Below are 25,977 nucleotides of genomic sequence, written 5' to 3' on the forward strand. Positions count from 1 at the left end.
TATTTGTTTACAATTCTAAATTAGAAAGTGTAACGAACACCTACACGCATTTGCCATAAAGACGCATCAGATTGTACTGATGTATTTGCGTTGTTTTTGTTAAAGTCTGAGTATACGTAGCGGCCTTCTTCATCAATTGATGTTGAAATCATGCTAGCGCCTACGAAAGGACCTTTCTTAAGTACGCCCCAATCATCGTTTAACAGATTTGTAAGGTTATCAATTACGAAGAATGCTTCACCTTTGTGACCTTCCATAAAACCTGGAAGCTCTTGTGTCACTTTAAAGTTAAACTTAACAAACCAATCAGAGTTCTCTGCGTTACGGCTAGTCGTTTGACCACGTTTTAAACCATTTGATGCAATAAATTCATTGAATTCATTGATATCAGCAGCACTCATGTCGTAAACAACGTTAGGATCGTTTTCTAGTGGAACATACAATAGCTGGCGGTTGCCATTCCAGTTTGAGTCACCGAATTTGCTATCACTGCCATCAAATGTGTAGCTGTAAGGTAAGCCTTTATATGCTTCACCGAATAGGTTAAAGCGAGTAGCAAATCCATCAACAAACTCATGACTATAACCAAGAGTCATAGTAAAACGATGTGGGATTTCGTAATCAGATGAAGCAACACCTGGGTTACCTGGATCTGTTAGCGCAATATTACCGTAGTTAGAACCTGCTGTAGAGCTAGTCATTGGGTTAACATCATCAGAATCTGTGTATGCATAACCAAAGTTTACGCTCACACCATTATCAAACATCTTGCTAACCGCTAATGAGATAACCGATGAATCACCGCTATCACCAGTTACATTTGTAAGAAGGTATTCCTCCTTGCGACCTTCAATTGACTCGTAGATAGGGCGACCGTCAAAAGTATTTTCGCCGCTATCTTGAAGAGCGATGTCACGCGTTAATGCAGCGTCTCTTTTCTTAGAGTATAAGTAATCAAGTGAAATAACATACTCGTTTTCAGTTGTGTATGTTGCACCAAGTGAATACTTCCATTCTGAAGGAATTTCGAAGTCTGGGTCAACAGCGTTTGTTGCTGAATCACCTGAGCCGATTACAGTATTACCAACCTCATCAAATAATTGCTGAGGAACTTCAAAACCTGGTTTACCAGCATTTACATTAGCTGTATTGAATAAATCAATTTTATTATCGTCATCGCGAAGTAATGTACCAATGTTTGTTATACCATCATTCGAATATGAATTTGATAACCAAACGTTAGGATTACCGCCTGAGAACAAGCCAACGCCTGCACGTACTTCAAGTGCGTCTGTAGCGTACCATTGGAAGCCTACACGAGGTTGAATTAAATCAATACCATCAAATGTACTTTGGTTGCTGTAGCCATAGCGATCAGTAAAGTTTTGATTTAAGTTAGGTGCATCATCACTGGTGTATTTATCATAACGTAGACCAAACGTGATGTTTGCATCTAAATCAGTGAACGAGTACTCGTCTTGCACGTAAAATGTATGTTGAGCGTATGAAAAGCTCGCAGCAGCATCATTTGGATCATTCGTACCTGCCGCATTATTGTAGTAGATACGGTCGGCAAGACCTGCCTCAAAATTATTTATTGAGTCAAAACGATATTCACCTTCAGTATGCTGAACGAATAAGTTAAATACATCTAACTCTTCGAACTCATAACCAGCAGTAATTGTATGTTGATCAAGGTAGTAAGTACCTGCAACTTTAAATGTAGTTGTATCGTAATCTAAGTCATTTGATTGACGTGAATCATCTGGACCAATATAAACTGTACCACCATCGTCGGTACGAATTTGCATTTCACCAAAGCTGCTTGCTGCATCTAGTGATTGTACTGTTGCATCAAGCTCAGATTTACCAATTCGAACTTCAGTAGAGAAGTCATCTGACCAATCAGAGTAAACAGATGCAATGATTGAAGTGAATTCTGCACTTTGGTCATAAAAGTGGTTAGATAGTGATACACGGCTAGAGCCAGTATCAGACTGTGAAACAGTATTACCATCGTTGTAGTTGTAGATTAAGTTTGCGCGGTGATCTTCGTTGATGTTCCAATCTAGTTTAACTAGTATTTTTTCATCTTCAACAGGCATACTTGAAGGCATACCACCGGCATCATAACCGTAAACAGATTGAGAAATGCTCTGAATTCGAGAAATATCATCAGCAGTTACACTACCGCTGCTTAAACCATCGTAGTTAAACTGTTGAACGCCTTCAAGTTTTTCATATGAAGTGAATAAAAATAGTTTATCTTCAATTAGTGGAAGACCTACGTTGAAGCCGTAACGTTTTTCAGTATAGTTACCGTTATCAACGTCATCACCTTCAATTTTATCACCCTTGAAAGAGTCGCTAGTGTAATCATAGAAAACAGCGCCATGAACATCATTGCCACCAGATTTGGTTACTGCGTTGATGTTACACGATGTAAAACCACCGTATTGAACGTCAAACGGTGCAAGTTCAGCTGAAACTTGTTCAATTGAATCAAAAGAGAAAGGGGCGCGAATAGTTGGGTAACCATTTGAGCTTAAGCCGAAGTTATCGTTCATACGAACGCCGTCTAGCGTTAAGCTGTTGTAGCGAGGGTTACCACCACCACAGTTAATTGAACCACGGCTATCATCGATTGTGATACGTGGGTCAATACGGATAATGTCTTTTAAATCACGGTTAATAGCTGGTGTATTTTCAAGATCAGTTAGCGTAAATGTAGACGCCGGACCAGTACCACCAGACATAGAGCTAATTGGCGCGCCAGAAACTACAATTTGTTCCATGCTTGATTGTGACTCAAGAGAAACGTTTACTGGGTAGTCGTTACCAATATTAAGAATAATGTTATTGAATTCTTGGTCTGCATATACATCAGAATCAACAATTACTTTATAAGGACCGCCAACACGTAGGCCTTTGGCTGTGAAATAACCAGCGTCATTTACTTCAGTTGTTTTTACTGATCCAGAAGGCACGTGTAAAATTGTTACTTTAGTGCCGGCTGCTGGGTTGCCATTAGGCCCCATTACTTGACCTTTAATTGCAGAGGTCGTTTCGTTAGCCATTGCAGCGCCACTTACACCAACACATGCTGCAATAGCAAGTGAAAGAGCTGTTTTGCGTAATTGAGTTTTCATTTAATTTTCCCGTGTAGTTAATAATTAAATTTTTATATTTTTATTTTAAATTTTGAAAAATAAACAGTCGAAGTTCATTTATTCAAAATCCGTTACTAGTGTACCTCATTTATTCGTTACAAATAAAATACAACTGCAATATATTTTTAATAAATAGTACTATTTTTGTCTATTTGAGTGTTTTTTTGAGCAATAACTCTATATCGGGGTATATATTACGCGGGCTTTATGACAAACATGTGAAATTATAGGGAGGAATATGAAAAAACCCATTACAAATTGCAATGGGTTTATTGTGATTTACAAATAACTTAACACGTTATTTGTATTGTTTTTAAGGCTTAAAATTTGTAGCTGATACCAACTTTAGCCTGCCAAGCTGATGACGATGAACTGATTTGCGAGTAATTACGCACATCCGCACCGCCAAAACTGTTGTCTATTTTATATCTGCCTTGATCATCAAGACCACCAAAGTCATAAATAGTTTGGTTAGAGTAACCTAAGCGCTTTTCTATACCCCAGTCACTGTTTAAAAGGTTTGCGAAGTTATCAATCATAAAGTAAACCTCACCACTGTGACCTTGTGCAAAGCCAGGTATTTCTTGCTTGATGCTTACATCCATGGTTGTTACCCAAGGCTGAGTTGCTGTGTTTTTACCTAAAATACCACCACGTTGAGATATACCAGCACGCTCTAATAACGGTTCTAACTCAGCCCAAGTCATTTTAGAATCAGCCCAATTTACATTCGGATCATCAGCACCTGTAGGAATATAAGGTAAGTAGGCACCATTAGAGAATAAAGAGCTTGTATCTCCTAAATCACCTTTTTTATACATATTCATAGTATAACTAAATGGGCGACCTGAACGACGCTCAAAATACACGTTAAATTTAGTAGCATATCCTTCAAAAATTTCAGTGTTATATGCTAAGTTAATTTTAAAGCTGTGCTCAACTTCGTAAAAGCCACGTGCTGCAATATCTTCATTACGATTTACTGTAATATTGTGCTTATAGTTACCTTCTGCCTGAGAGGCTGAACCTGCTGATGATTCTGTAACATCTTGGTGAGCATAGCTTGCCGATACAAACAGGCCATTGTCCCATTGTTTAGCAATACCCGTTGAAATAATAATTGAACGACCATCATCCGATGAATTAGTCATTTCTATGTCAACATTATCGCCACTGTAAATACTTTGATTGATAACACGTTCGCCGTCCGCTGCTAAGCCTACTGGGTTAATAGACGAATTATGCCATACCGCTTCATTCTCTTTTTTATGATAAGCAATCTCTGCTTGCCATTTAAAGCCATCACCTAATAGTTCAGAATCAAACTCATATTCAAAACCTATTTGAGTACGAATGCTTGAAGGCAATTTAAAGTCAGGGTCGATATACGCAACGCTACCAGCACCTTGCTCTAATGTATTTTTTATTTCATCAGGAACCTGAGTAATATCAGCTGTGTTATTTGCATAGTAATCATTAATTACATCGTTTTGTGCTGATACTAAAGTAATGCCATCACTTTGGAATGAATTGTTATACCAAACATTTGGAATGCCGCCTTGGAAACGACCAATACCACCATTAATAGTAAGCGCTTCTGTTACGTAGTACTTAAAGCCAACACGAGGAAGTATAATATCTAGGCCATCAAGATTTTCTTGGTTAGTAAAGCCATACGTATTAGCAAAGTTTTCATTTAGAGTTGGTTTATCATCAGATGATAAGCGCTCATAACGAATACCTGCTGTAACTTCTAAATCGTCACCTACATAAAAAGTATCTTCTATGTAAAGCGCTAGCTGGTTACGTCTTACATCATATGCTGTATCAGCTGAATCATTAGTGTAAGCATTTTGATAAGAGAAATCATAAGAACCAATTTCACGGTTTTCAAAATTTTCTAAGCTATCAAATTTCCACGTTCCAAGAGAGTTTTGAGCAAACAAGTTATATAAACGAAGTGACTCGTACTGAGCTCCAAAGTTTATTTCATGCTCATCCATTAAATACGTAGCGTCTAACGTAAAAGTTAGGTTTTGTGTTTCTGAACGGTTTGCATGGCGGTATTGATCTGTACCAAAGTTGTAAGAAGGACCATTTCGACCGTCTTCCTCAACAGTAATGCTTCCTAAGTTAGAGCGAGTTGCGCTATCAGAGGTAACATCTTTATACGACACACCAATTTCTGTTGAAAAGTTTTCAGTCCAATCAGAGTAAAGCTTAGATGAAAAGTTATTAAACTTAGTTACGTATGCATAAGTACTTGAAACTAAGGCTATATTATCACCGCCTGTGCTAGAGTTACGCTCATCTTGGTCGTCTTGCCATTGATAAGTGAAATCTAAACGATGGTCATCACTTGCGTTCCAGCTTAATTTAACAAGCAAGTTTTTGTTTGTATCTTCTGGCGCACCGGCTAATGAATCAGTTAAGCCGTATTCATTATTTAAAATAGAAATAAAACGATTATAGTTAGCTTCAGAAGTATTAAATTCATTTGAAGCACCAGAGCCGTCAAAGCCGTAATCTAGATCTAATTCACTTGACCATTCTGCATAGTTAACAAAGTAAAACAGTTCATCAGCAATAATCGCTCCACCAACGTTAAAACCAAATCTTTCTTCAGTTTTAATCGGCTCTACTTTATTTGTAGAGTAAGTTTTATGACCTAGCTCATCAAGATCGTCTTCTTGTACAATATTATCAACATCGCCAGCTATCTCAGGAGTAGATATTTCGTAAAAGCCAGAAAACTTGAACTCATTTGTACCAGATTTTGTTACTGCATTAATAGTACCGCCACCAAAGTTACCTTTAGAAGCCGAAAATGGCGATACATCAACAGAGACTTGTTCAATAGCATCAAGTGCTACAGGAGGCTGAGAAGTAGGGTAGCCACCAAAGTTCAAGCCAAAGTCATCATTTTGACCAATACCGTCAACTGTTAAACCGTTGGTACGAGGGTTACTACCTGCAAACGTTAGTTCACCATTACCATTAATACTGGCAAGTGGGTTTAAGCGCGCAATATCTTTAATGTCGCGATTAAAGCTTGGCATGTTCTCAATAGTATCAGAACCAAAAGAGCTGCTTGAGCCACCTGATTGTTGAACAATCTTATAACCAGACACTTCAATCTTTTCGATGTTTAGCGGAGCTAGCTGTGAGCTTAAACGGTAAGTTTCACCAAGGTTTAAGTAGATATTTTCAACCGTTGTGTCGTTAAACGTATCAGAATCGATGATCACCATGTAAGGACCACCTACACGTAAACCATTAGCGATAAACGTACCACTTTCGTTTGTAGTGAGCTCGCTAATAGTTCCCGTTGGTTGGTGAACTACTTTGATTTTAACGTTTGCAGCACTGCCACCTGAAGGCGTTGTGATTTTACCACGCATTGCAGATGAAGTATCAGCAGCCATTGCGCTTGTAGAAACACCTAGAGCTAAAATTACCGCTCCAGTTAATTTCGAAAGGCGAAGCTTAGTCATAATGTTGATTTCCCGTGTGTAGGTTATATAAATTTAATACAGTTTATTTGTCAGTCGTCATTTTCAGCGCCGTTTCTAACTCTTTTGCAGAAGGGTCAAATAAGGCATTTAGTAATCCAGCTAGTCGAATACCTGCTTGTTGTAAGCGCGTTTTTATAATCGGAGTGTTGTTATATATGTAGCTATAACCAATTTCATCGTTGGTATATTTATAAATTTTTGTTGCTAAATTATGAGATTCTTCAACCCAAGTTTTAGGTGAGCTTTGTAAATACTCAGCAATTAGTTCTTTATTGTTTGTATCAATAAATTGTGCAAATTCGGTGTAAGACAAGTTCTGGTTTTCGATTAACTTAGTATCCCAAAGGCTGTGAAGGTTTGTTTCTTCGTTAAAAAATGAAACCTTGATACGGTTACCACCTCTGTCTTCACCTCGACCCGCATGAAATGGTTGGTGACTGTCGCCCACCAAATGTACTAAAAAACGTAAACTGAACTGTTTAGCATCCAAGGTGCTATTTTTATCAGTGAGCGTTTGCATTGAATAGTGAATGCCTTCTAGGATATTACTTACAGATTCTTTGTTTTTAGTGTGATCGTGATTGAAGCTGAAAGATTTTCCTGGGGCTGCGTTAATGTAATGCCAACGAGATGATTTCTTTTGCCAAAAGTCGCCAGGAGCAGAGCGCATTTCATCAGGCCACGTTGATATTTGCGCAAGTGACTCACCATCAAGGTAGGGTTGTATTGCCGTTTTTGTTGTTTCGCTTATATGAGATTCTGCAATCTTCCCTACAATACGATGGCCATTTTGACCCCAAGCGTATGAGTTAGTGCTTGTGAATATTGCACTAATCAAAAGCACAGAAGATATCGAGTATTTTATATTGTTATGCATTAGAACTTCCTAAATGAATATTTCATGGGGTTGCTATAAGCTAATGCGGTCAATTGTCCTCACTTTTAATGTTGATAGGAAGGACTTATTAAAATTCATACTTTCTTATTCACTTGTGATTAAAATCAATAACTTATAATTAACAGGTAAAATTACTTGTTGTAATAAGTAAGTAAAGTTGTTCAAATACAATATATGATTTATTTTTGAGTGGCACTGCGTTGAATTTGAAAAATATCGTGTTACATAAAACGTTAATTGTTACATTTTTGTTTGTTTTATTGGTCGTTACGTGGGTTTGTGGACAAGTTAGTGTGTATAACGATGATTTGCATTTCCCAGTTATGATCGAAACCTCAACAGAGTGTCAAACAACAGCAACAAGTAATAAAAGCCAATTGATTGTTTTTACGCAATCAAAAAAAATAGCCAAGTTATTAACACAAAATTTGTGTTCTGATAACGTAGTGTCTAAGCAGTATGGCTCTGTAAAAGGATATTGGGGGTATAGAACGGCTGACAGCTTTGAGTTTGTTGGTAAAGGTATTGCTGATTTAATTTTGGCTAAAAATAATATTATGGCAGCCTTTAAAGCAGAGTCGACCTATAACTACCAGCCTGTTGTTGGCTTTTCTGACTACACGGCTTTTTTTATATCTTCTAAAGAAAAGCCTCGAATCACAAAACAATACTTTTTAGATAAGCGCATAGGTTTGCTTGATTATCCGACCAGCCGCTCAGGGCATATTTTACCAAAGCAGACGTTTAAAGAGTTGGATATAAATTTAGCTAATTTGAAAATCACTTATGCTAGCTCTCATAACGAATTACGTGATTTACTCGCCGACGGAAAAGTAGATATTATTGCCTCGTTTTGGAAAGAGAGCGACGAAAAACGTTTTTCTAAAAACTATATTACGCCATTGAGTAATAACATTTCAGGAACAAGATGGTACTTAAAAATGCAGCAAAACAATACTGATTTATTGTGTGCAGTGCAAGCAAATTTACTTGATATGTCTAAAGATCAAAGTTTGCATTACTATCAAAACGTACAGCCATTTTGGAGTTGCGGTACTAGTTCAGTAAACTTAAAAGAGGAAGTTAGTGATGAGTAAATATAAACAACTGCTTGTTTTATTTTGCTTGTTTTTAACTTTATCGTCTGTTTTTTATATTTCTGTAACTCAAAAAAACCAGCAAGTAACTAAACAAAAAATAACGCAGATAGAAAGGCAAATAGCACTAGATTTACCATTACTTGATTTACCAAATGAGCTGCTTAAGCATTCAGGTAATAAAGATGCAGTTAACAGCTATATCAAAATCTTAAATAGCTACATTAATATGAGTGGGCTTAAAGTTGTTGCTATTGCACCAAAAAGCGAAATGGCAACACCTATAAACTCAAGCCAAATAATACGTAATTTGAGCACAAATAACGGACTCGTATTAGTTGTTTTTAGTGTTAAACACATTCACTTTCCGCTGAGTCATTTTATTTATTATTTTATATTTTTGGTATTAAGTGTGTTGATTAGTTTTTGGGTAAAGTTTGCGTTTATTAAACAAAGCAATAAGCAGTTTAATAATGCAAAGCATCAATCAATTGTAGAGCCTACGCCGCTGATACTTATTGTTGATCTTAACGATAAAACATTATCTAGTAGTTGTAACCCAGAACAAAAAATATGTTTAGCCAATAAGCCATTGTGCTTTTATTTAGCACTTATAGAGTATTGTACAAATAACGATGATGTAGCACTTAGTCATAATAAAGATGTACCTGAGGAACTGCTAGAGCTTGCTAACAAGTATTTTTATAGGTTAGTCCAACTTGGTCACACAGTTAGAAAAAGACCAAACTTTAATAATAGTCTTGAAAAAACGTTGAGTGAAATACGTGCGGCACTAGATGAAGTACTTAACGAATGCCCTGAAGAGAAAGAATTATATTATCCACCAAAAGCGTATGGTGAGGGCTCTCGCTCTCGTTTGCATAGTTATGGGCTGGCAAATATTAGAAAAGGCAATATCGAAATAAGAGGAAAGTAGCTTGGCTACTTTCCTCTTATTATCTTTATTTACTTAGGAGCAAACTCAGCCGTTTTAAGAGGGCTGTTTTTTGATATAAAGTCTTGAAGGGCTTGGGCATCTGTTTCATCTGTACTAACAAACCCCTTTTTATTTGTAAGCGCAGGGTAGCCATCACCGCCTGATGCGTTATAGCTATTTAGACTCATTCTATACGTATTATGTTTATTAAAAGGCTGGCCATTAATAACCAGATTAACTAGCTGTCCATCTTTACGCTCAAACGATAGTTTATGGTATTGCAAATAAGCACCTGCATCCGGTGGGAAGCTCGTTACTGTATTTAAATAATCCCATAAATCACTGCCTTGCCAATCCATATAAGTAATGCGATTTTTAAAAGGATGTACTTTTAAAATATCTTTATAGCTTACTTCACCAGCATCAATTGAGCTGCGAATGCCACCACCACTTATCAGTCCAAAGTCTGCACCCACTACATCCATTTGCGCTTGAATAATTACGCGTGCAAGATTTGTTTGTTGATAGCGGACTTTGTTTCTGTCACCTTCTAAACGAGCATCTACTTCACCAATGGTACCTTCAATTTGTTTAGCGCCTTTAGCTTGGTATACCGCTAAATAAGATTCAAGTTTTGAGTCTGGTTTAATGTACTCGTTCGCTAATACTTCTTTAGTTGAGCCATCAGCTTGTACTTTATCTACATACAAATTAACTGGCATCAATTTGTAGTCTAGTAACGTTAATTTTCCATTTTCAAGTTTAAACTCAGCTTTACCCACATACTTACCCCATTCATGGGCTTGCATAATGTAAGTACCGTTTTGTTGGTCTGGTTTACAGGCAAGACCTGGTTTAAAGTTATCGTCATTTACATTTGTATCGCTCATACATACAGGTTCTTGAGAGTGGCCACCAATGATCATATCTAGCGTGTTTGCAGGAAGTGAGCGAGCAAGTGTTACATCACCGGGTGCGTTAATACCAAAGCTAGCATCAACATAATGACCCATATGAGTCAGGGCGATTGTAATGTCAGGATTGTACTTAGCTTTTATTTCTTTAGCTAGTTTTGCGGTAACGTCAACAGGGTCTTTAAACTCTAAGTGCCCAATATACTGAGGATTACCAATTTTAGCTGTGTCGGTTGTTGTTAATCCAATAACGGCAATAGTTAAGCCATTTTTTTTGAATATTTTATAGCTATCAAACGCGTGCTCGCCTGTCTCTTTTTCAAATATATTGGCTGATAAAAAAGGAAAGTTCACCCATTTTTGCTGTTGCTTTAAAACATCAATAGGGTTGTCGAATTCGTGATTACCCAATGCCATTGCATCGTAACCAATCAGCGACATTCCTTTAAAGTCAGGTTCTGCTTTTTGTAAGTCTGACTCAGGAATACCCGTATTAATATCACCACCAGAGAGTAGTAAAACGGCATGACCTTGTTTGTTCGCTTCAGCTCGAAGCGAATCAATAAGCGTTTTACGTGCAGCCATGCCGTATTCGCCTTTTTCATTGTGCCAAAAACGTCCATGGTTATCATTTGTATGTAGAACAGTTAAGTATTGAGTTGAGGGACTACTAGTTGATGATGAAGTGCAACCAAGTACACTAAGAATAATTGAGAATAAAATAATAATACGCATAAAATACCTATGGATTAAGGTCTACTTAATTTATTGAGCGGGTAGTTTAAACTAGTTTAATCCTAAAAAAACGTACTTATTTACATTTTATTTAGAAGGTGCAGTTAATTGATTTGTGGCAGCACGTTCACGACGCCTTAATTCGGTATTCGCATATTCCCGCTTGCTGTGATTAGTACCTATCATCCATGTTAAAAAGCTCGCCGGTAGTTTTGTGTATGGTTCACCTTTGTGTAAACCAAAGTCGCAAATCGTTTGTTTAGTGTGTGGCATTGTTAGATCCTGTTGTTTGTGTTTTTTTAAAGTAACAAAAAGTAGTCACGCTTTTTAGATGATTTATTTGTAAATAATTAAATTTATATAGCTAAAAAGCATATAAATAATGATGTATGTAATTAATTTGTTATCAACACGGTCTAATTTGTATCAACTCGCACTTTAGAATCGATTTTAATCGCCTATGGTATTAATGTGTTAACGTATTAACTACTTATCTAAAAAAATATAACAACAGGAATGTAACATGAAAAAACTTTTACTTGGCTCAGTACTCGCTGCAGCAAGTTTTACTAGCACCGCTACTATTGTCGAAATGAACACGAGCCAAGGTGTGATAGAAATTAATCTTTTTGATCAACAAACACCTAAAACAGTCGAAAATTTTTTAAGTTATGTTCAAGATGATTCATATAACGAAACAGTGATTCACCGCTCTGTCAGTAATTTCGTTATTCAAGGTGGTGGATTTACATTTTCTGATTCATTAGATGCGATTACGACAAAGCCTACTGTAATAAATGAGCCGGTTTTTTCTAATGTTAAGGGTACAATTGCTATGGCTAAATTATCAGGTGATGCTAATAGCGCGACAAGCCAGTGGTTTTTCAATATCACCGATAACAGTGCTGCACTTGATACGCAAAATGGTGGTTTTACTGTGTTCGGACAAATTACTGCAGCGAGTCAATCTACTTTAGATAAAATTGCAGCTTTGGTGCACTGTGGTGAAACTCCAGTTGTTGATATTACTGCTGAACAATGTTCAAGCAATGACGTAACGATTAGCAGTGCTAATTTAGTGACTATTCAAAGCGTAACTGTAATGGATGATGACCCGAATTCTTCAGCAGGGCTTACAGTCACTGCAAATACGTTAATTGACGCTGACACATCAACAGATTCAGGTAGTAGCTCTGGCGGCGGGTTAATTTGGCTTTTAGGTGCTTTTTTACTTGCGTTACCTCGTTTAAAACATGCTAAATAATTAAAATTAACGGTAATGTGGATGGCGTAAACCAGTCGTCCACATTACTATTATTAAACTTTGCTATTTAAAATAATACTCGCCAAACCATCGCAAGCCAAATTGAAAACACACAAATACAACCCAGTAAAAACACGTTAAAACGTGCGCGTACGTTATTTTTACCTAAATGAATAACACTATGCACAATTCGTGTTGCTACAAATAAACAGGCCAATATAGCCACAAGTGTACTGGCGCTATTTAGTTGTAGTGCAAGTAAACATCCCGCGTAAAAAAGTACAGGTATTTCAAACTGATTCGAAAAGTTCCTATCTGCAACCCTAATAGTGTCGCCAGCCTTATCTAACTGCATTGTTTTAAAATCCCTTAAATCTAGTTGTTTATTTTTAGCTGCTGCAAAGCGCCTTTTACCCATAATGAGCATAACAACCAGTGAAAGTGTAACTTGTGTGAACATGGCAAGTATGATGATTTTTTCCATTATTTTTCCTTATTATTATTTAGAGTTTGTGTATCTTTTGATATTGAATGATTTTTAATCTTGTAAGGTTTGCAGATTCCCAATCTAATATTCGATTATGAAGTCATTTTTCACAATGTGTTACACAAAATAGCGTTATTTTGTAGAAAGTTATTAATTGAAAATGTTAGTTTAGCTTAACTATATTGCTTTGAATTGGCGCACGCTATTTTGCGCAATACTTTTTAATGGAAAACAAAAATGAAAAAGATTATTGGTTTTAGTGCTATCGCACTTGCAGTTTTAAGTGGTTGTTCAAATACGGCTTCGGTTTCAGTGGCGCCTCAGGCCTCTTTACTATCAGATACGTTAGTCGTAAGTCCTAACGATAACCGCGAATATAAAACACTTAAGCTGGCAAACGACATTGAAGTTATTTTAGTGTCAGATCCAGGTGCTGAAAAATCAGCAGCGGCACTAAGCGTTGGTGTTGGTTTACTGCACGACCCGATGTCGCAGCAAGGTATGGCGCATTATTTAGAGCACATGCTGTTTTTAGGCACAGATCGTTACCCAGATACAAAAGGGTATTCTGATTTTATGACCAAAAATGGTGGCGCGCACAACGCGTATACGTGGCTCGATATTACCAATTACATGTTTAAAATTAATAACGACGCGTTTGATGAAGGGCTAGATCGTTTTGCCGATTTTTTCAAAGCGCCAAAGCTATACCCAGAATACACAGACAAAGAAAAAAATGCAGTGAACGCAGAGTGGTCAATGCGCCGCGAAATGGACTTTTTTGGACAATTTAAACTCGCGCGTAAAATGATGGGCGATCACCCAGCTAATCGCTTTTTAATTGGTAACCTAGAAACCCTTGGCGATAAAGAAAACAGTTCACTTCATAAAGAAACGGTTGATTTTTATAATAAATACTACTCTTCAAATATTATGAAAGTTGCGCTTATTTCTAATTTACCTATTGCTGAAATGGAGCTAAAAGCGCAAAAATACTTTGCTGACATAAAAAATAAAAATATCGAAAAACCAACAGTGACTGCAAAACTTGATTTTGATAACGCTGGCGGAAAACGCGTGTTTTATGCACCAAATGAAGATGTAAAACAGCTGCAACTTGATTTCACCATTGCTAATAATAATAGTGAATTTGCACTTAAACCAAACCGATTTGTAGCGTATTTACTAAGTAATGAAATGCCGGGCAGCCCAGCGCAACTTCTTCGTGATAAAGGGTGGGTATCTCAGCTTTCAGCTTCAGCTGCACCAAATCAATATGGCAACTACGGTTCGTTAAATGTAAATGTAGAGCTTACAGATGAAGGCATGAAAAATCGTGACGAAATAGTTGCAACTATCATGCAGTACATCGACCTAATTAAAAAAGAAGGCGTTGATAGCAAGTACTTCAACGAAATTCGTACTTCCCTTAATAACCAATTTAAGTTTTTAGAAAAAGGTGATGAATTTAATTATGTAAGCTCACTTACACAAAGTATGCAAGATTATCCGTTAAATCACGCTATTAATGCACCTTATTATTATGCAAAGTTTGACGCTGACGCTGTAAACAATGTACTTGAGCAGTTAAATGCCGATACCCTTCGTATTTGGTATGTATCGCAGCAAGAAGAGACTGACTCACAACTACACTTTTACGACGGTAAATACCGCATCAGTGACATTAGCGATGATGAAATTGCCAGCTGGAAAAAACCAAGCGAATTTAAGTTAGCACTACCAACAGTAAACAATTTATTGCCTGAAAATTTTGCAATAAAAACGCAAGCATTTAAAGAGCAAAAACACCCAGAACTTGCTTACGATAAAAATGGTGTAAAAGTATGGCGCCAAGCAAGTCAAAAATTTGCAGAGCAGCCAAAAGGGCTTGTCGAAGTTTATATAAATACTCAACCAGGTTTGAACGATATCAAAGCAGAAGTCCTTTATTCTGTTTGGGCTGATTTATATAATATTCAACAAAGTCAGTTAAGTACCGAAGCAGCAATCGCCGGTATGAGCGTAAGCTTAGCACCGAGTAATGGCCTTGTTTTATCTATGAGTGGTTTTACAGATAAGCAAGATGTATTGCTTAAACAAGCTTTAACCGGATTAAAAGCCGATGAAACAGCACAAGCATTTAGCCAAGCTGTAGATCGTTTTAAACGTAATTTACTAAACCAACAAAAGCAGTTTCCGTATGCACAAGCATTTGGCGAGTATTCAAAACTAACGCGTACAGGTGGCTTTGATACAGATGCGCTTATAAAAGCCGCTGACTCACTGAGTGTTGCCGACTTAGCACAATTAAAAACAGCTACGTTTGCACAAAACGATTTACGCGTATTTAGTTACGGTAACTACGATCAGCAAGATATTGACGCGATTGCACAAGAGTTAAGTGCAACATTACCAAGTAATCATAAGCGCAGTGAATTTGCACGAAGCAAAGCGTGGTTGCCACAACCGGGCGAAACGCTGGTACTGCAAAAAGATATTGATGTAGCCGATGTAGCGGTGGTTGATATGACCGTTCATCCTGTTGCGGGTTACAAACAAAAAGCAGAAGCAGCTGTATTACAAAGCCACTTTAGAACAGTTGCGTTTGATAAAATGCGTACTGAGGAGCAACTTGCATACGCAGTAGGTGCGTTAGCTCGCCCAATTGAAGATTACTCAGCAATTGGTTTGTATATCCAAACACCGGTTAAAGGACCAAAAGAAATACAAGCTCGTTTTGATAAGTTTAAAAAAGAATACGCAGTTGAACTCGATAACATGAGCGAAGAGACTTTTGAGCAGCTGAAAAACTCTACCCTTGTATCACTTAAAGAGCAGCCTAAAAACTTAAGTGACGAAATGAGCCCACTTATAAACGATTGGTACCGTGAAAACTTTACCTTTGATTCTAAGCAAAAGCTGATTGATGAAGTTGAAAAAGTAACGCTTGCAGATATAAAAGACTACTACAAGCAAACAATGCTTAACCCTAATGCTGCACGTTTAAATGTGCAATTACGCGGGACTAAGTTTATAGAAAGTGACTTTGCCGATTTACCAAATCAAACTAAAATCACAACGCTTGATGCCTATTACAATGGCATCAAGTTACAAAAGTAATACGCTCTGTTATATGTAAAGTGAAACCGGTGCAAATGTACTGGTTTTACTTTTATACACTAACTCTTCACTTCTAAAATCGTTATTTTTAATATTTATATTTTAATGGTTTAGCTAAAAGTTTATTATTTTTACTAGGGCGTGTTGACCTGTGTGGATTGAAATTTTTTCAATCTAGAGGCGATTAAATCGCGGCGCATGTTTGGTATTTATGCTTCGTTATCGCCTATTTATGGGGAATAAACACCATACGCTCTGCCTTGCTTAAAAACCAAACATATTGCTGGAAATTAAGCCACCAAAGATCACATGCCCTAATGCAAATTCTAATTTTTCCGTAAATAATACCAACCTGTGTAAATATTTTAACAATTTATCGAATTAAATCACTCTACAGTGTTGTTAAAAATTTTTATTTAGAACAACTAGATACAAAAATTTTTGCCTAGTTCTAGCGAAATTTTCTTATCGTTAAATAGACCCCATATATGATCAGATTGGTATAACCTGAACTCCGGTTAAAATATTTACTAACGTATTGAATTAAAGTGATATTTAAATTTATTTTCTCTAGCCAGCCTATTGCAAGTAAATTCAACGCAGTTAGCGTTGAAAATAGCTGAGCGAGATAGATTTATTATCCAGAGTTCAGGTTAAATAATAAGGAAAAGTTCGGTTTATCCATTTACTCATCAACAGTAACTTCTGCTAGCATGCGTCATCGGAACCTACCTTGAATATTCGTAAAATCCATAAGAAACTTGTTTTAACCTCCACAAGTTAACATTTGTTAACGAATAGTAATTTTGTATCTTATTTTTTAATTTAAATATTGGCTTGCAATTAGTACCTTAAGAAGGTAAATTGCCGTCCCCTTCAAACTATAAGCCTGCTTTTATTTTTTAATGTAGTTATAAAGTGCTGGTATTTTTTTGTGGGTAAGTAATTTAAATAAATTAATGAGAAAAAATAATGATTGGAAAATTTAAAATATTACCGCTTGCTGCGATAATGTTAACGGGTTCAATGCATGCAGATGCAGTTGTTATTAAAAACGCAGGCTTTGAAAGTGGCCTAACATATTGGACGATAATTGATGACGCACGTGCATCAATTATAAGTAATTCTGGTACGCAATCTCTGCAATTAATGGGCTCACCAGCGCGCGTACACCAATGGATTGACGTTGAAAAAAATACAGATTACATTCTTACAGGCTATGTAAATGGTTCTGGTAAGTTTGGTGTTAATAATGGTTATGATGTAGTAAAAAAAGTAGTGTTTGATGTGAGCAAATGGCGTAAAGCTGTTGTTCCATTTAATTCTAAGTCACGTTCTAGAATTCAAGTTTACACTAAATTTAATGACGAATTCCAGCATGGTTACTTTGATGATATACAAATAGTTAGAGCTGATTCTATACCTACAAACCCAACTGAACCAACTGAACCAACTCCTGTTCCAGAACAGTGTGGCGTGACTAAGTTAGAAGTTATCGAAGCTAGCGATGATGGTTCGTATAACAACAACTACTCACCAGAAAAAGCGATCGATGGATTTTTAACTAACTCTTCACGTTGGTCTTCAAAGGGCGACGGTAAGTGGATCCAGTTTGATTTAGGTGGCGAAACTACGATTGACAGTATTAAAACAGCGTGGTTATCAGGCGACAAGCGTACTGCTTACTTTGATATTGAAACGTCACTAGACGGTGAAAACTGGACTCCTGTAGTAACAGATGCTAAATCTCAAGGTGATGACTCGCTTAATAAAGATGATTTAGGCGATGTTTACGCTCGCTTTGTACGAGTTGTGGGTTACGGTAATAGCTCATCTGAAGACTCACAATGGAATAGCTTACTAGATGTAGAAGTATATGGTTGTGATGAACTTAAAGAAAGTCCAATTGAAACGCCTACTGAACCAACAGAACCAACAGAACCAACAGAGCCACCAGCTTCCTGCCCAATTACACGCTTAAGCGCTTCAGCTACTGATGATGGTTCATCAAGCGGTAATTATAAGCCAAGTCTTGCTGTAGATAATTCTTTGAAAGACTCTTCTCGTTGGTCTTCTAAAGGTAACGGTAAATGGTTACAGTTAGATTTAGGTGGCGAGACAACAATTGATTCAATTCAAACTGCTTGGTACTCAGCGGATAAGCGCACAGCTTATTTTGACATTGCTGCGTCATTAGATGGTGTTAACTGGGATTCAATTCTTACGGGTGGAGAGTCCAAAGGAAATGAACAGCTAAATGAGAATAATTTAGGCGACGTATATACTCGCTTTATTCGAGTTATAGGCCAAGGAAATAGCTCTTCTGAAGATTCTCAATGGAATAGCTTACTAGAAGCACAACTTTACGGTTGTGGTGAATTAGTAGATAGCCCAATTGAATTGCCAACAGAGCCTACGGAACCAACAGAGCCAACAGAGCCAACAGAGCCAACAGAGCCTACGGAACCAACAGATCCTGGTGAGTCAATTCCAGATTTAGTTATTCCTGAAAACATCACTAATGGTTCACTTTTTGATCTAGAGGGGAGTGACCCAAGAATTAACGACTCTACTTTAGTATTTCTTGCACTTGAAGAGCAAGTGACTACGCCTAACGGTAACGGTTGGCGTCATGAGTACAAAATCAAAGAAAGCAAACGTATTGCGATGACGGATACGTACGAAGAGTTCCAAGCAACTATTAAAGTTGACCTTTCTAAAGGTGGTAAAACAATCGTTGCGCAGCATCACGCAGGTGATACTGGTACGATTATGAAACTTTACGTTTCTGATACTGATGAGCCTGGTTTCTCTGATAGTAAAGCTGAAAACGGTATATTCGATGTGTACGTTCGAATTCTTAATAAGAGCGGTAAAGAAGAGAAAAAAGCCCTAGGTACTATTAAGACCGGTGATTCATTTACTTTCCACGTATTAAATGATTACGGTGTGGTAAAAGTATCTGCTTTTGGTAAGGACTTAGAAACTGAAGTTGAAGATGATTCAAAGTCATACTTCAAATTTGGTAACTACTTACAATCACAATACCCTGAAGGCACAGATAATTGTGGAAAACATGGTGATTCTTCAAGCTTTAAAAAGTGTTTTGAGAAAATTGGGATTACAACGTCTAAAATTACAATGACAGACGTAACATACGTTCGTAAAACAAAATAATTTTTACGAATAACGAATCTAAACCCGTATAGCGTTTGCTATACGGGTTTTTTTATATTTAAATTTATTAACTTAGCCATTTATTTATTTGTTAATTGCCTTGGCAGTGAGCCTCAGCCTTTAAAACTTATTAACCTAGCCGTTTATGTATTTGTTACTTATCTTTGTAGTGGTACAGTGATTTTGGCCACCCATTAAGAAAGAAATGTTATGCTAATAAGCATACAAATTTGGGTGAAAAAATGACGAAATTAAAACGCGCAACATATTCAGCGGCAATTAAATTAGAAACGGCTCAGCTTGTAGTAGACCAAGGTTATACGCAAGAAGACGCAGCAAAAGCGATGGGGGTGGGTAAATCAACCGTAAGTAAATGGGTTACTCAATTAAAGCTAGAACGCAATGGTCAGACACCCACAGCTTCACCAATGACGCCCGAACAAATTGAAATCCGCGAACTTAAAAAGCAAATCCAACGCATTGAATTAGAAAAGGATATATTAAAAAAGGCTACCGCTCTCTTGATGTCCGACTCCCTGAACAATTCTCGTTAATCGAGAAGTTAAATCAACGAGAGCGTTATCCAATTAGTCTGCTGTGTAGCGTATTCAATGTGCATCGCAGCAGCTATAAGTACTGGGCCATACGGGATACAACGCCGACACCTGAGCAAGTAAGGTTAGAGGCTGAAGTAAAAGCAATACATGCGATGAGTGGTGGTTCAGCAGGGGCACGGACAATCGCAGCGATAGCAACGAACAATGATTTTGAATTGAGCCGTTATCGTGCAGCTAAGCTAATGGTTAAATTAAAGCTCGAAAGCTGCCAAGTACCTCAACATTCATATAAACGTGGTGGTAATGAACACCTTGAAATCCCAAACCTGCTTGATAGACAGTTTGATGTTGTTGAGCCGGATACCGTGTGGTGCGGTGATGTGACGTATATTTGGACAGGCAATCGCTGGGCTTATTTAGCCGTGGTTATTGATTTATTTGCACGCAAAGTGGTTGGCTGGGCAATGTCGTTGTCACCAGATACTAATTTAACGCTAAAAGCGCTTGAACTCGCATATGAAAGCAGAGGGAAACCGACAGGACTCATGTTCCATTCAGACCAAGGTAGCCATTATACAAGTTTAAAATATCGCCAACGTTTATGGCGCTATAAAATAGCACAAAGTATGAGTAGACGTGGAAATTGTTGGGATAATGCGCCAATGGAGCGATTTTTTAGAAGCTTTAAGACGGAATGGATGCCAAAGATTGGATATGGAAACTTTATAGACGCTAAATATAGCGTAAGTGATTACATAAATGGATATTACAACAATGTTAGGCCGCATCATTATAATGCCGGTTTAGCGCCAAATGAATCTGAGGTTAGATATCAAGATTCTAAAACTGTGGCCAAAATTAGTTGACCACTACACTTCGCAGTGATCCTCAAGTTTTTTATATTGGTACGTGTAATCATGAAGGCATATCTAATCTACTTTATTTGGCTATCTGCTTAAAATGATATTATTTATTCATACGCTATTGTTTTAGTGAATAAAAAATTTATAGACAGCAGTGTTCAACCCTTTAAATTTGAGGCCGTGTTTTATGTATCAAAGTGATTTGTTTAATCTTATAAATAAATGATGCAACGGGGGAGGGTTTACAGAGATTTAGTTAAATAGAAGTGAATGATTACGCAGTGGATGATTGAATAGCGAAACATTCACATCAGTAATTTATACTGATGTGAATGTCGTTCTTATTGCGATGTCTTATAGTGAGTTTAAAAACGCCAACAAGGCTGAGCGTCTTGTATTACTCAGAGATTCATAAGCAATACGTGATTGCTCTGCTTCTCCACCGTGCCACATGATCGCCTCATTAATAGTACGTGCACGGCCATCATGAAGGTAGTTTGCGTCAGGTGTGCACACGTCGTCACCTTGATAACCTGTTGGATTAGTTACTCCTGCGGTTACACATGCGGATAAACCAAGGCCCCAAAGTGGTGCTGTGCGCCACTCTGCACCGGTTGCATTTCCGCCACCTAAGTTATCAGCTAGACCTTCACCCATATCATGGAGTAATAAGTCAGTAAATGGGCGAATAGTTTGACTGCGAAGCTCTGTGTGTACAGCAAATTCACTGGTTTTCATTGTGCTTCTATGACAGCTTTCACAACCCGTTTCGTTGAAGATCGTTTCACCTAATATTACACTTGAATCATCAAGATCGCGCTGTGCACGAACACCTAATAAAGAAACATATTTAACTAAATCATTTAGGTGTTCATCAGCAAGCTCACTGCCTGTATTATTTCCACAGGTTGTTTGCTCTGGCCCACAATCAGGAGTTGGCAATACCGATGTCATTACACCCATATCTGTATTTAATGCGCCAGCAACTTGATGCATAATACTTGTTGCATTACCTTTATAACCAAATCGTCCTAAACGCGTTTCGCCTGTTATAGGGTCAGTGGATAAACGAGCTTTGCCAGAGATGCCATCTCCATTAAGATCTGCTTCATCTTCACGTTCTAATATTGTCTCTTCACTTATTGCTTCGAGTAAGCCTAAACCGACTAGTTGTGGTGCTAAGCGAGCAGAAAAACGTGCAGGTCGACCTTTTGAGAACTCATAATTAGGTGAGCGCAAGCCATTATTTTCAGTCCATGAAGCAATTTTAACTGTACCTTCACCTAAAGCTGAATTAATACCAATATTGTTAGATTGTAAAATATATCCACGAAGAGGATCTGGTTGGCCATTTTCGTCTGCAATTGCAAACACCCATTTATCTAATGGTTCGCCTACATCAGCAACAGAGGCACGGCCATTTCGTTGATGGCAACCAGCACAAGATGCATTTACGTAGTTCGGCCCCGCTTTACCTGCGAGTTCAGCGAAAATACCATTTTCAACGCTTTCATCATGGCCACCTGTTTTAAAATTAGTGTGATGAACACGACGACCTTTAACAAATGTTTGACCATTAATATTCGATAAATTAGTTGCCATTTGCATAAAGTGATTGTCAGACTCCGCAGTATAATTGTATGGTAAAGTAGTACCGCCACCTAAACGGCCATGTTCTGCAATAGGGTATGAATCTTCGCGTTCTGATGTTGAATCTTCAAATTCACCCACTGTTTTCCATGGTACAAGACCTTCACCTATAATGTACAAATAGGTTGTGCCGTAATAATTTTCACGCCCCTCTGGTACACCGTCTAGAAACTGACTTACTTCAAATTCCATCCGTTGACCCACAGCCAATGGGATATTATCAGATGCTGACCAGTTTAAAGGGCGGTAACGATCAATAACTAAATGGTAACGGTATTGATCGCCATCATTACTTATTTTATTAAAGTTATGATCGTAACTGCCGTTATCTAATTCAACAACATTACCCCCTAAATTACCATGGTATTCAGCAACTGTATTTAAACCGCGATACCAAGCTCTAAGTTCTTTTGCGCCTAATTTCCATTCAGTAATAAAAGTAATTTCAATAGTTGAGCCTCCTTTAGCTACGTAGTCAGCAAGCTCAAACTGTGCTGTTCGATGCGTCCAATAGTGTGATAAATAATGATCGTAGGCTTGAAATTGGTCCTCTTTTGCATGACGATCGCGCCCACGATCGGCAAAGCGAGTCACTAATGCATCGCCTCTGTCGAATGATATGGCTTGCTCAAGTACCGTATTGGCATTAAATAAAGGAACAATACTCGTTAAATCTGTATTAAGAGGATTGTCAGCGCCGTTGTTGCTGCCATTGTCGCCGTTGTTGCTGCCATTGTCGCCGTTGTTGCTGCCATTGTCGCCGTTGTTGCTGCCATTGTCGCCGTTGTTGCTGCCATTGTCGCCGTTGCTACTGCTATCGTCGCCGTTATCGTCGCCACCGTTGTTAGTGAACGCAGTGCTACTAAATACTAAGTTAAACCAAGGTGACGTTTTTACTCTGTAATCACTGTCTAAATATGTAAAAGAGTAAATAATCTGATCGCCATCATTTAGCCCAGTAAGGCTTCTTGTGTTATTATTACCATTGTTGGCCATTCTGAAATTACGCTGTGTACCTTCATTGACAAAATAATGTACATCAGCCCAATCAGGTAAATTAACAACAAAATCTAGTGAACTTTGCGAGGTGATTTCAATATCTAAGATATTGGTTTGTATGATTTTACAACCAGCTTCATCGACAACCGAACCTGGTAGAGTATCGGTGCATTGATCTTGAGCATCAAGTACTCCATCATTATCACTATCAATAACTGTATCGATTATCTCTGGTTCTATAAGCGTCAACTCTAGCCAATTAAAGTTAAAACTTCCGCTTTGTGCTGTAATAGTTAATGTATGTTGCGATGCTTCTAGTTCTACTGTATTTAAAAACAATGTTTCATATTCATGCCAACCTTCAGTAGCAGTAACACCGGTTGCAATAGCTTCACCATCAATAGATAACGTAAAGCTACCCGTTATTGCAGAAGCAACGCGGGCATTGATATCGTATGTACCTGCACCTAAATTTAGTGTGTAATCAAGAAATTCTTCTGGTTCTATCCATCCAACATTGTAGCCAGCGCCTTGATCTGTTGTTGTTCGTATGTCAACAGCATCATCACGGTATTCACCACCAATATTTATCGGCGTCTTATCATAGTAGTTAGTGTAATCCTCAGCTTCAATGCGCACACTTTGTGCAGTTATTATGTGGCAGCCGTTATTATCAACATTGTTACCAGGCTGGGTATTAGGGCAAATATCATTAGTATCTAATACACCGTCATTATCAGCGTCATCTTGGTTAGAAGTTGTATTACCACCTAACCACACTATGTCATCTATCGCCATTTCAAAGGGGGCTTTGGGTAAATCATTATCAAGACTTGTAATATAAAAAAGGCCTTTTAATGATTGCAGTGCAATTAATTCACCACGCAATTCATTAACAGGAATATTCACTGTAGACCATTGACCATCTCGAATTAACCCATAATGTTCTTCATTAGCTGGAAATTCGATCCAATTTATATTTGTATATGTATCTTCAATACCGATTTTAAACGATACGTCTGCTGGTATTTTAATTTTAAAACTTAATACACCATCCTCTGAAAAGTTACTTAGATTTCTTACTTGGCGTGCTTGAACCCCTGCACCAAACCATTCATTTTCAGAGACATAATCCCACGAAATAACATTACCACCTTCAAATGGCGGTTCATCACCTGCAGTAATAGACTGCGTATTCCACACAAAAATGTCTGCATTTGTGCCTATTTCAAGTTGGTTGTTAGTTTCTGTTGTGTCTGTGTATATGCCAAAGCTGCCATTTTCTGGAACTGTTTGATCACCAATAAATACTTCCCCTTGGCCATCTAATTCATACACTCGAACGTAATCTACGTACATTTTTGCCGGTTTTATAGCGGTGACTTGGTTGTTGGTTATGGCATCGGTAAAATTACCACCGACAGCTAAGTTCAATAGTAAATAAAAGGGAGCTTGAAACTCACTCGACTCATCAGTGATAGTAAAAGGTGCATCGAACATATCAATTTCAACGCCGTTATCTTCAACAGTGAAGCGTATTTGCGAGTCGGTCCAGTAAGTGCGATATGTTACAAAGCGGTTTGTTAATGGCTCATTTGATACGTGCGCATTATCGTTTTGCCAAGCAATGCTTGCAGCACATGTTGGATTACCATCACTACAGGCATCGTCGGTGTAAAAAATTAAGTTAGAGCCAACGTAGCTATTAATATCAGCCCCAGGAAAGCCTGCATCCACGCGTGCTTGTGCTTTGTGGCCCATTTCCATCATGTCTATTTCGCCTTTGGCAGGCCAAGATTGGTTTGTAGTGCCAAGTAACCATGCTGCTGGCCATAATCCAATACCTACATCGGGTACCATCATGCGCACTTCGATCATGCCATATTTTACAGCAATTTTATTGCTAGTTTGTACTTTACCAGAAGTAAAGGCATAACCATTACTTGCTTCATCTCGAGCTTCTAAAATGAGAGCCTTATTTCCCGCTTCATTGGGTATGTTATCAATGTATGCATTACTTTTAGCATACCATTGGAGCTCTTGATTCCCCCAACCACAGAGACCTTGGTCACACCCGTCTCCAACATCAACTGTCCATATTTCATCATCTAATGTGTTGAAATTCTCCTCCCAGATTAGATTTCCAATGGCAGCATTTGCGTGTATTGTTGGGCACAGCAAAAGGATTGCTAATCCTGTGAGTAGTATTTTCTTTTTCATATGGTAGTTCCTGATATCTCTACTATTAAACAAATCATTAGTAAAAGTAGACGCAATAAATTTAAAAAAGCGCTGTCTTTTTGCTACAAAAATAGATAACTAACTCATTAAATTAAATGTGTTCGAAATTTAATTGTGAACAAAGTATTTTGCTTTTTGGTTTACCTGCTACTATTTAATGATTTTTTATTGGTACTATTGTATTGGTTTAAGTGGGTTTGTACGTGCTTATGGGTTGTTTTTGGTGTTGGTGAGGATGATATAAAATAGGTACAATTTTGTCATTATAAATTTAATACAAAAGAGCCTTACGATATATTTAATAAAAAAGTAAAAAAGGTGTTGCTAGAGCACCATCACGATCAGGCTAACGA

At 37.7% G+C, this 25,977-nt stretch carries 13 protein-coding genes; 6 read left to right on the forward strand and 7 right to left on the reverse strand.

The window, feature by feature from the left end; all coding sequences use genetic code 11:
* Positions 1-20 precede the first annotated feature (20 nt).
* The 3 genes from LOS73_RS06170 to LOS73_RS06180 all read right to left on the reverse strand — a co-directional run bounded on the left by LOS73_RS06170 (position 21) and on the right by LOS73_RS06180 (position 7,562).
* The gene (locus LOS73_RS06170; protein WP_007375547.1) at positions 21-3,149 is read right to left on the reverse strand and encodes a TonB-dependent receptor; all 3,129 of its coding nucleotides are present in this window, start codon (positions 3,147-3,149) and stop codon (positions 21-23) included.
* A 341-nt stretch (positions 3,150-3,490) separates the two neighbouring features.
* Positions 3,491-6,664: a TonB-dependent receptor gene (locus tag LOS73_RS06175; protein ID WP_033029807.1), complete on the reverse strand. Its 3,174-nt coding sequence runs from the start codon at positions 6,662-6,664 to the stop codon at positions 3,491-3,493.
* A gap of 43 nt (positions 6,665-6,707) precedes the next feature.
* A complete protein-coding gene (locus LOS73_RS06180) occupies positions 6,708-7,562 on the reverse strand; it encodes a S1/P1 nuclease (RefSeq protein WP_033029809.1) in 855 nt (284 codons plus the stop codon).
* Between the two features lie 221 nt (positions 7,563-7,783).
* On the opposite strand from LOS73_RS06180, the gene LOS73_RS06185 reads away from it, so the two are divergent.
* Together LOS73_RS06185 and LOS73_RS06190 are read left to right on the forward strand one after the other, a co-directional pair.
* Complete coding sequence (locus LOS73_RS06185; RefSeq protein ID WP_188085299.1) at positions 7,784-8,680, forward strand: type 2 periplasmic-binding domain-containing protein; 897 nt, start codon at positions 7,784-7,786, stop codon at positions 8,678-8,680.
* Positions 8,673-9,617 (forward strand): hypothetical protein, encoded by a 945-nt coding sequence (locus LOS73_RS06190; RefSeq protein ID WP_007375543.1) that lies wholly within the window; start codon positions 8,673-8,675, stop codon positions 9,615-9,617. The genes LOS73_RS06185 and LOS73_RS06190 overlap by 8 nt, the downstream gene beginning before the upstream one ends.
* Positions 9,618-9,646: 29 nt before the next feature.
* Here LOS73_RS06190 and ushA read toward each other — a convergent pair whose 3' ends face one another.
* Both ushA and LOS73_RS06200 read right to left on the reverse strand, forming a co-directional pair.
* Positions 9,647-11,266, reverse strand: coding sequence for a bifunctional UDP-sugar hydrolase/5'-nucleotidase UshA (ushA, locus tag LOS73_RS06195; RefSeq protein WP_457934676.1), 1,620 nt, complete (start codon positions 11,264-11,266; stop codon positions 9,647-9,649).
* Between the two features lie 87 nt (positions 11,267-11,353).
* Positions 11,354-11,539, reverse strand: coding sequence for a hypothetical protein (locus tag LOS73_RS06200; RefSeq protein ID WP_007375541.1), 186 nt, complete (start codon positions 11,537-11,539; stop codon positions 11,354-11,356).
* Positions 11,540-11,789: 250 nt separating this feature from the next.
* Between LOS73_RS06200 and LOS73_RS06205 the strand changes: the two genes are divergently transcribed.
* Positions 11,790-12,530, forward strand: a complete 741-nt coding sequence (locus LOS73_RS06205; protein ID WP_033038151.1) for a peptidylprolyl isomerase — start codon at positions 11,790-11,792, stop codon at positions 12,528-12,530.
* Positions 12,531-12,597: 67 nt separating this feature from the next.
* Here the strand turns inward: LOS73_RS06205 and LOS73_RS06210 are convergent, their stop codons facing one another.
* Positions 12,598-13,014, reverse strand: coding sequence for an MAPEG family protein (locus tag LOS73_RS06210; protein WP_033038149.1), 417 nt, complete (start codon positions 13,012-13,014; stop codon positions 12,598-12,600).
* A gap of 240 nt (positions 13,015-13,254) precedes the next feature.
* Here LOS73_RS06210 and LOS73_RS06215 point away from each other — a divergent pair, with 240 nt between their 5' ends.
* The 3 genes from LOS73_RS06215 to LOS73_RS06225 all read left to right on the forward strand — a co-directional run bounded on the left by LOS73_RS06215 (position 13,255) and on the right by LOS73_RS06225 (position 20,737).
* Positions 13,255-16,137 (forward strand): insulinase family protein, encoded by a 2,883-nt coding sequence (locus tag LOS73_RS06215; protein WP_457934677.1) that lies wholly within the window; start codon positions 13,255-13,257, stop codon positions 16,135-16,137.
* Positions 16,138-17,109: 972 nt separating this feature from the next.
* The gene (locus LOS73_RS06220) at positions 17,110-19,314 is read left to right on the forward strand and encodes a discoidin domain-containing protein (RefSeq protein WP_457934678.1); all 2,205 of its coding nucleotides are present in this window, start codon (positions 17,110-17,112) and stop codon (positions 19,312-19,314) included.
* Between the two features lie 242 nt (positions 19,315-19,556).
* Positions 19,557-20,737, forward strand: a protein-coding gene (locus LOS73_RS06225; RefSeq protein ID WP_457934053.1) for an IS3 family transposase whose coding sequence is annotated in 2 segments (ribosomal slippage) — positions 19,557-19,815 and positions 19,815-20,737 — 1,182 coding nt in all. Because the reading frame shifts where the segments join, the coding sequence is not laid out codon by codon here.
* A gap of 351 nt (positions 20,738-21,088) precedes the next feature.
* Here the strand turns inward: LOS73_RS06225 and LOS73_RS06230 are convergent.
* On the reverse strand, positions 21,089-25,603 hold the full coding sequence (locus LOS73_RS06230) for a di-heme oxidoredictase family protein (protein WP_457934679.1): 4,515 nt from the start codon (positions 25,601-25,603) through the stop codon (positions 21,089-21,091).
* Between the last annotated feature and the right edge of the window lie 374 nt (positions 25,604-25,977).

The organism is Pseudoalteromonas sp. SCSIO 43210, from assembly GCF_054133285.1.

Bases quoted from the DNA above. Each gene is read 5' to 3' on its own strand.
- LOS73_RS06200 (WP_007375541.1), bottom strand. From the start codon at position 11,539: ATGCCACACACTAAACAAACGATTTGCGACTTTGGTTTACACAAAGGT.
- LOS73_RS06230 (WP_457934679.1), bottom strand. From the start codon at position 25,603: ATGAAAAAGAAAATACTACTCACAGGATTAGCAATCCTTTTGCTGTGC.
- LOS73_RS06175 (WP_033029807.1), bottom strand. From the start codon at position 6,664: ATGACTAAGCTTCGCCTTTCGAAATTAACTGGAGCGGTAATTTTAGCT.
- LOS73_RS06190 (WP_007375543.1), top strand. From the start codon at position 8,673: ATGAGTAAATATAAACAACTGCTTGTTTTATTTTGCTTGTTTTTAACT.
- LOS73_RS06180 (WP_033029809.1), bottom strand. From the start codon at position 7,562: ATGCATAACAATATAAAATACTCGATATCTTCTGTGCTTTTGATTAGT.
- LOS73_RS06205 (WP_033038151.1), top strand. From the start codon at position 11,790: ATGAAAAAACTTTTACTTGGCTCAGTACTCGCTGCAGCAAGTTTTACT.
- LOS73_RS06220 (WP_457934678.1), top strand. From the start codon at position 17,110: ATGATTGGAAAATTTAAAATATTACCGCTTGCTGCGATAATGTTAACG.
- ushA (WP_457934676.1), bottom strand. From the start codon at position 11,266: ATGCGTATTATTATTTTATTCTCAATTATTCTTAGTGTACTTGGTTGC.
- LOS73_RS06170 (WP_007375547.1), bottom strand. From the start codon at position 3,149: ATGAAAACTCAATTACGCAAAACAGCTCTTTCACTTGCTATTGCAGCA.
- LOS73_RS06215 (WP_457934677.1), top strand. From the start codon at position 13,255: ATGAAAAAGATTATTGGTTTTAGTGCTATCGCACTTGCAGTTTTAAGT.
- LOS73_RS06210 (WP_033038149.1), bottom strand. From the start codon at position 13,014: ATGGAAAAAATCATCATACTTGCCATGTTCACACAAGTTACACTTTCA.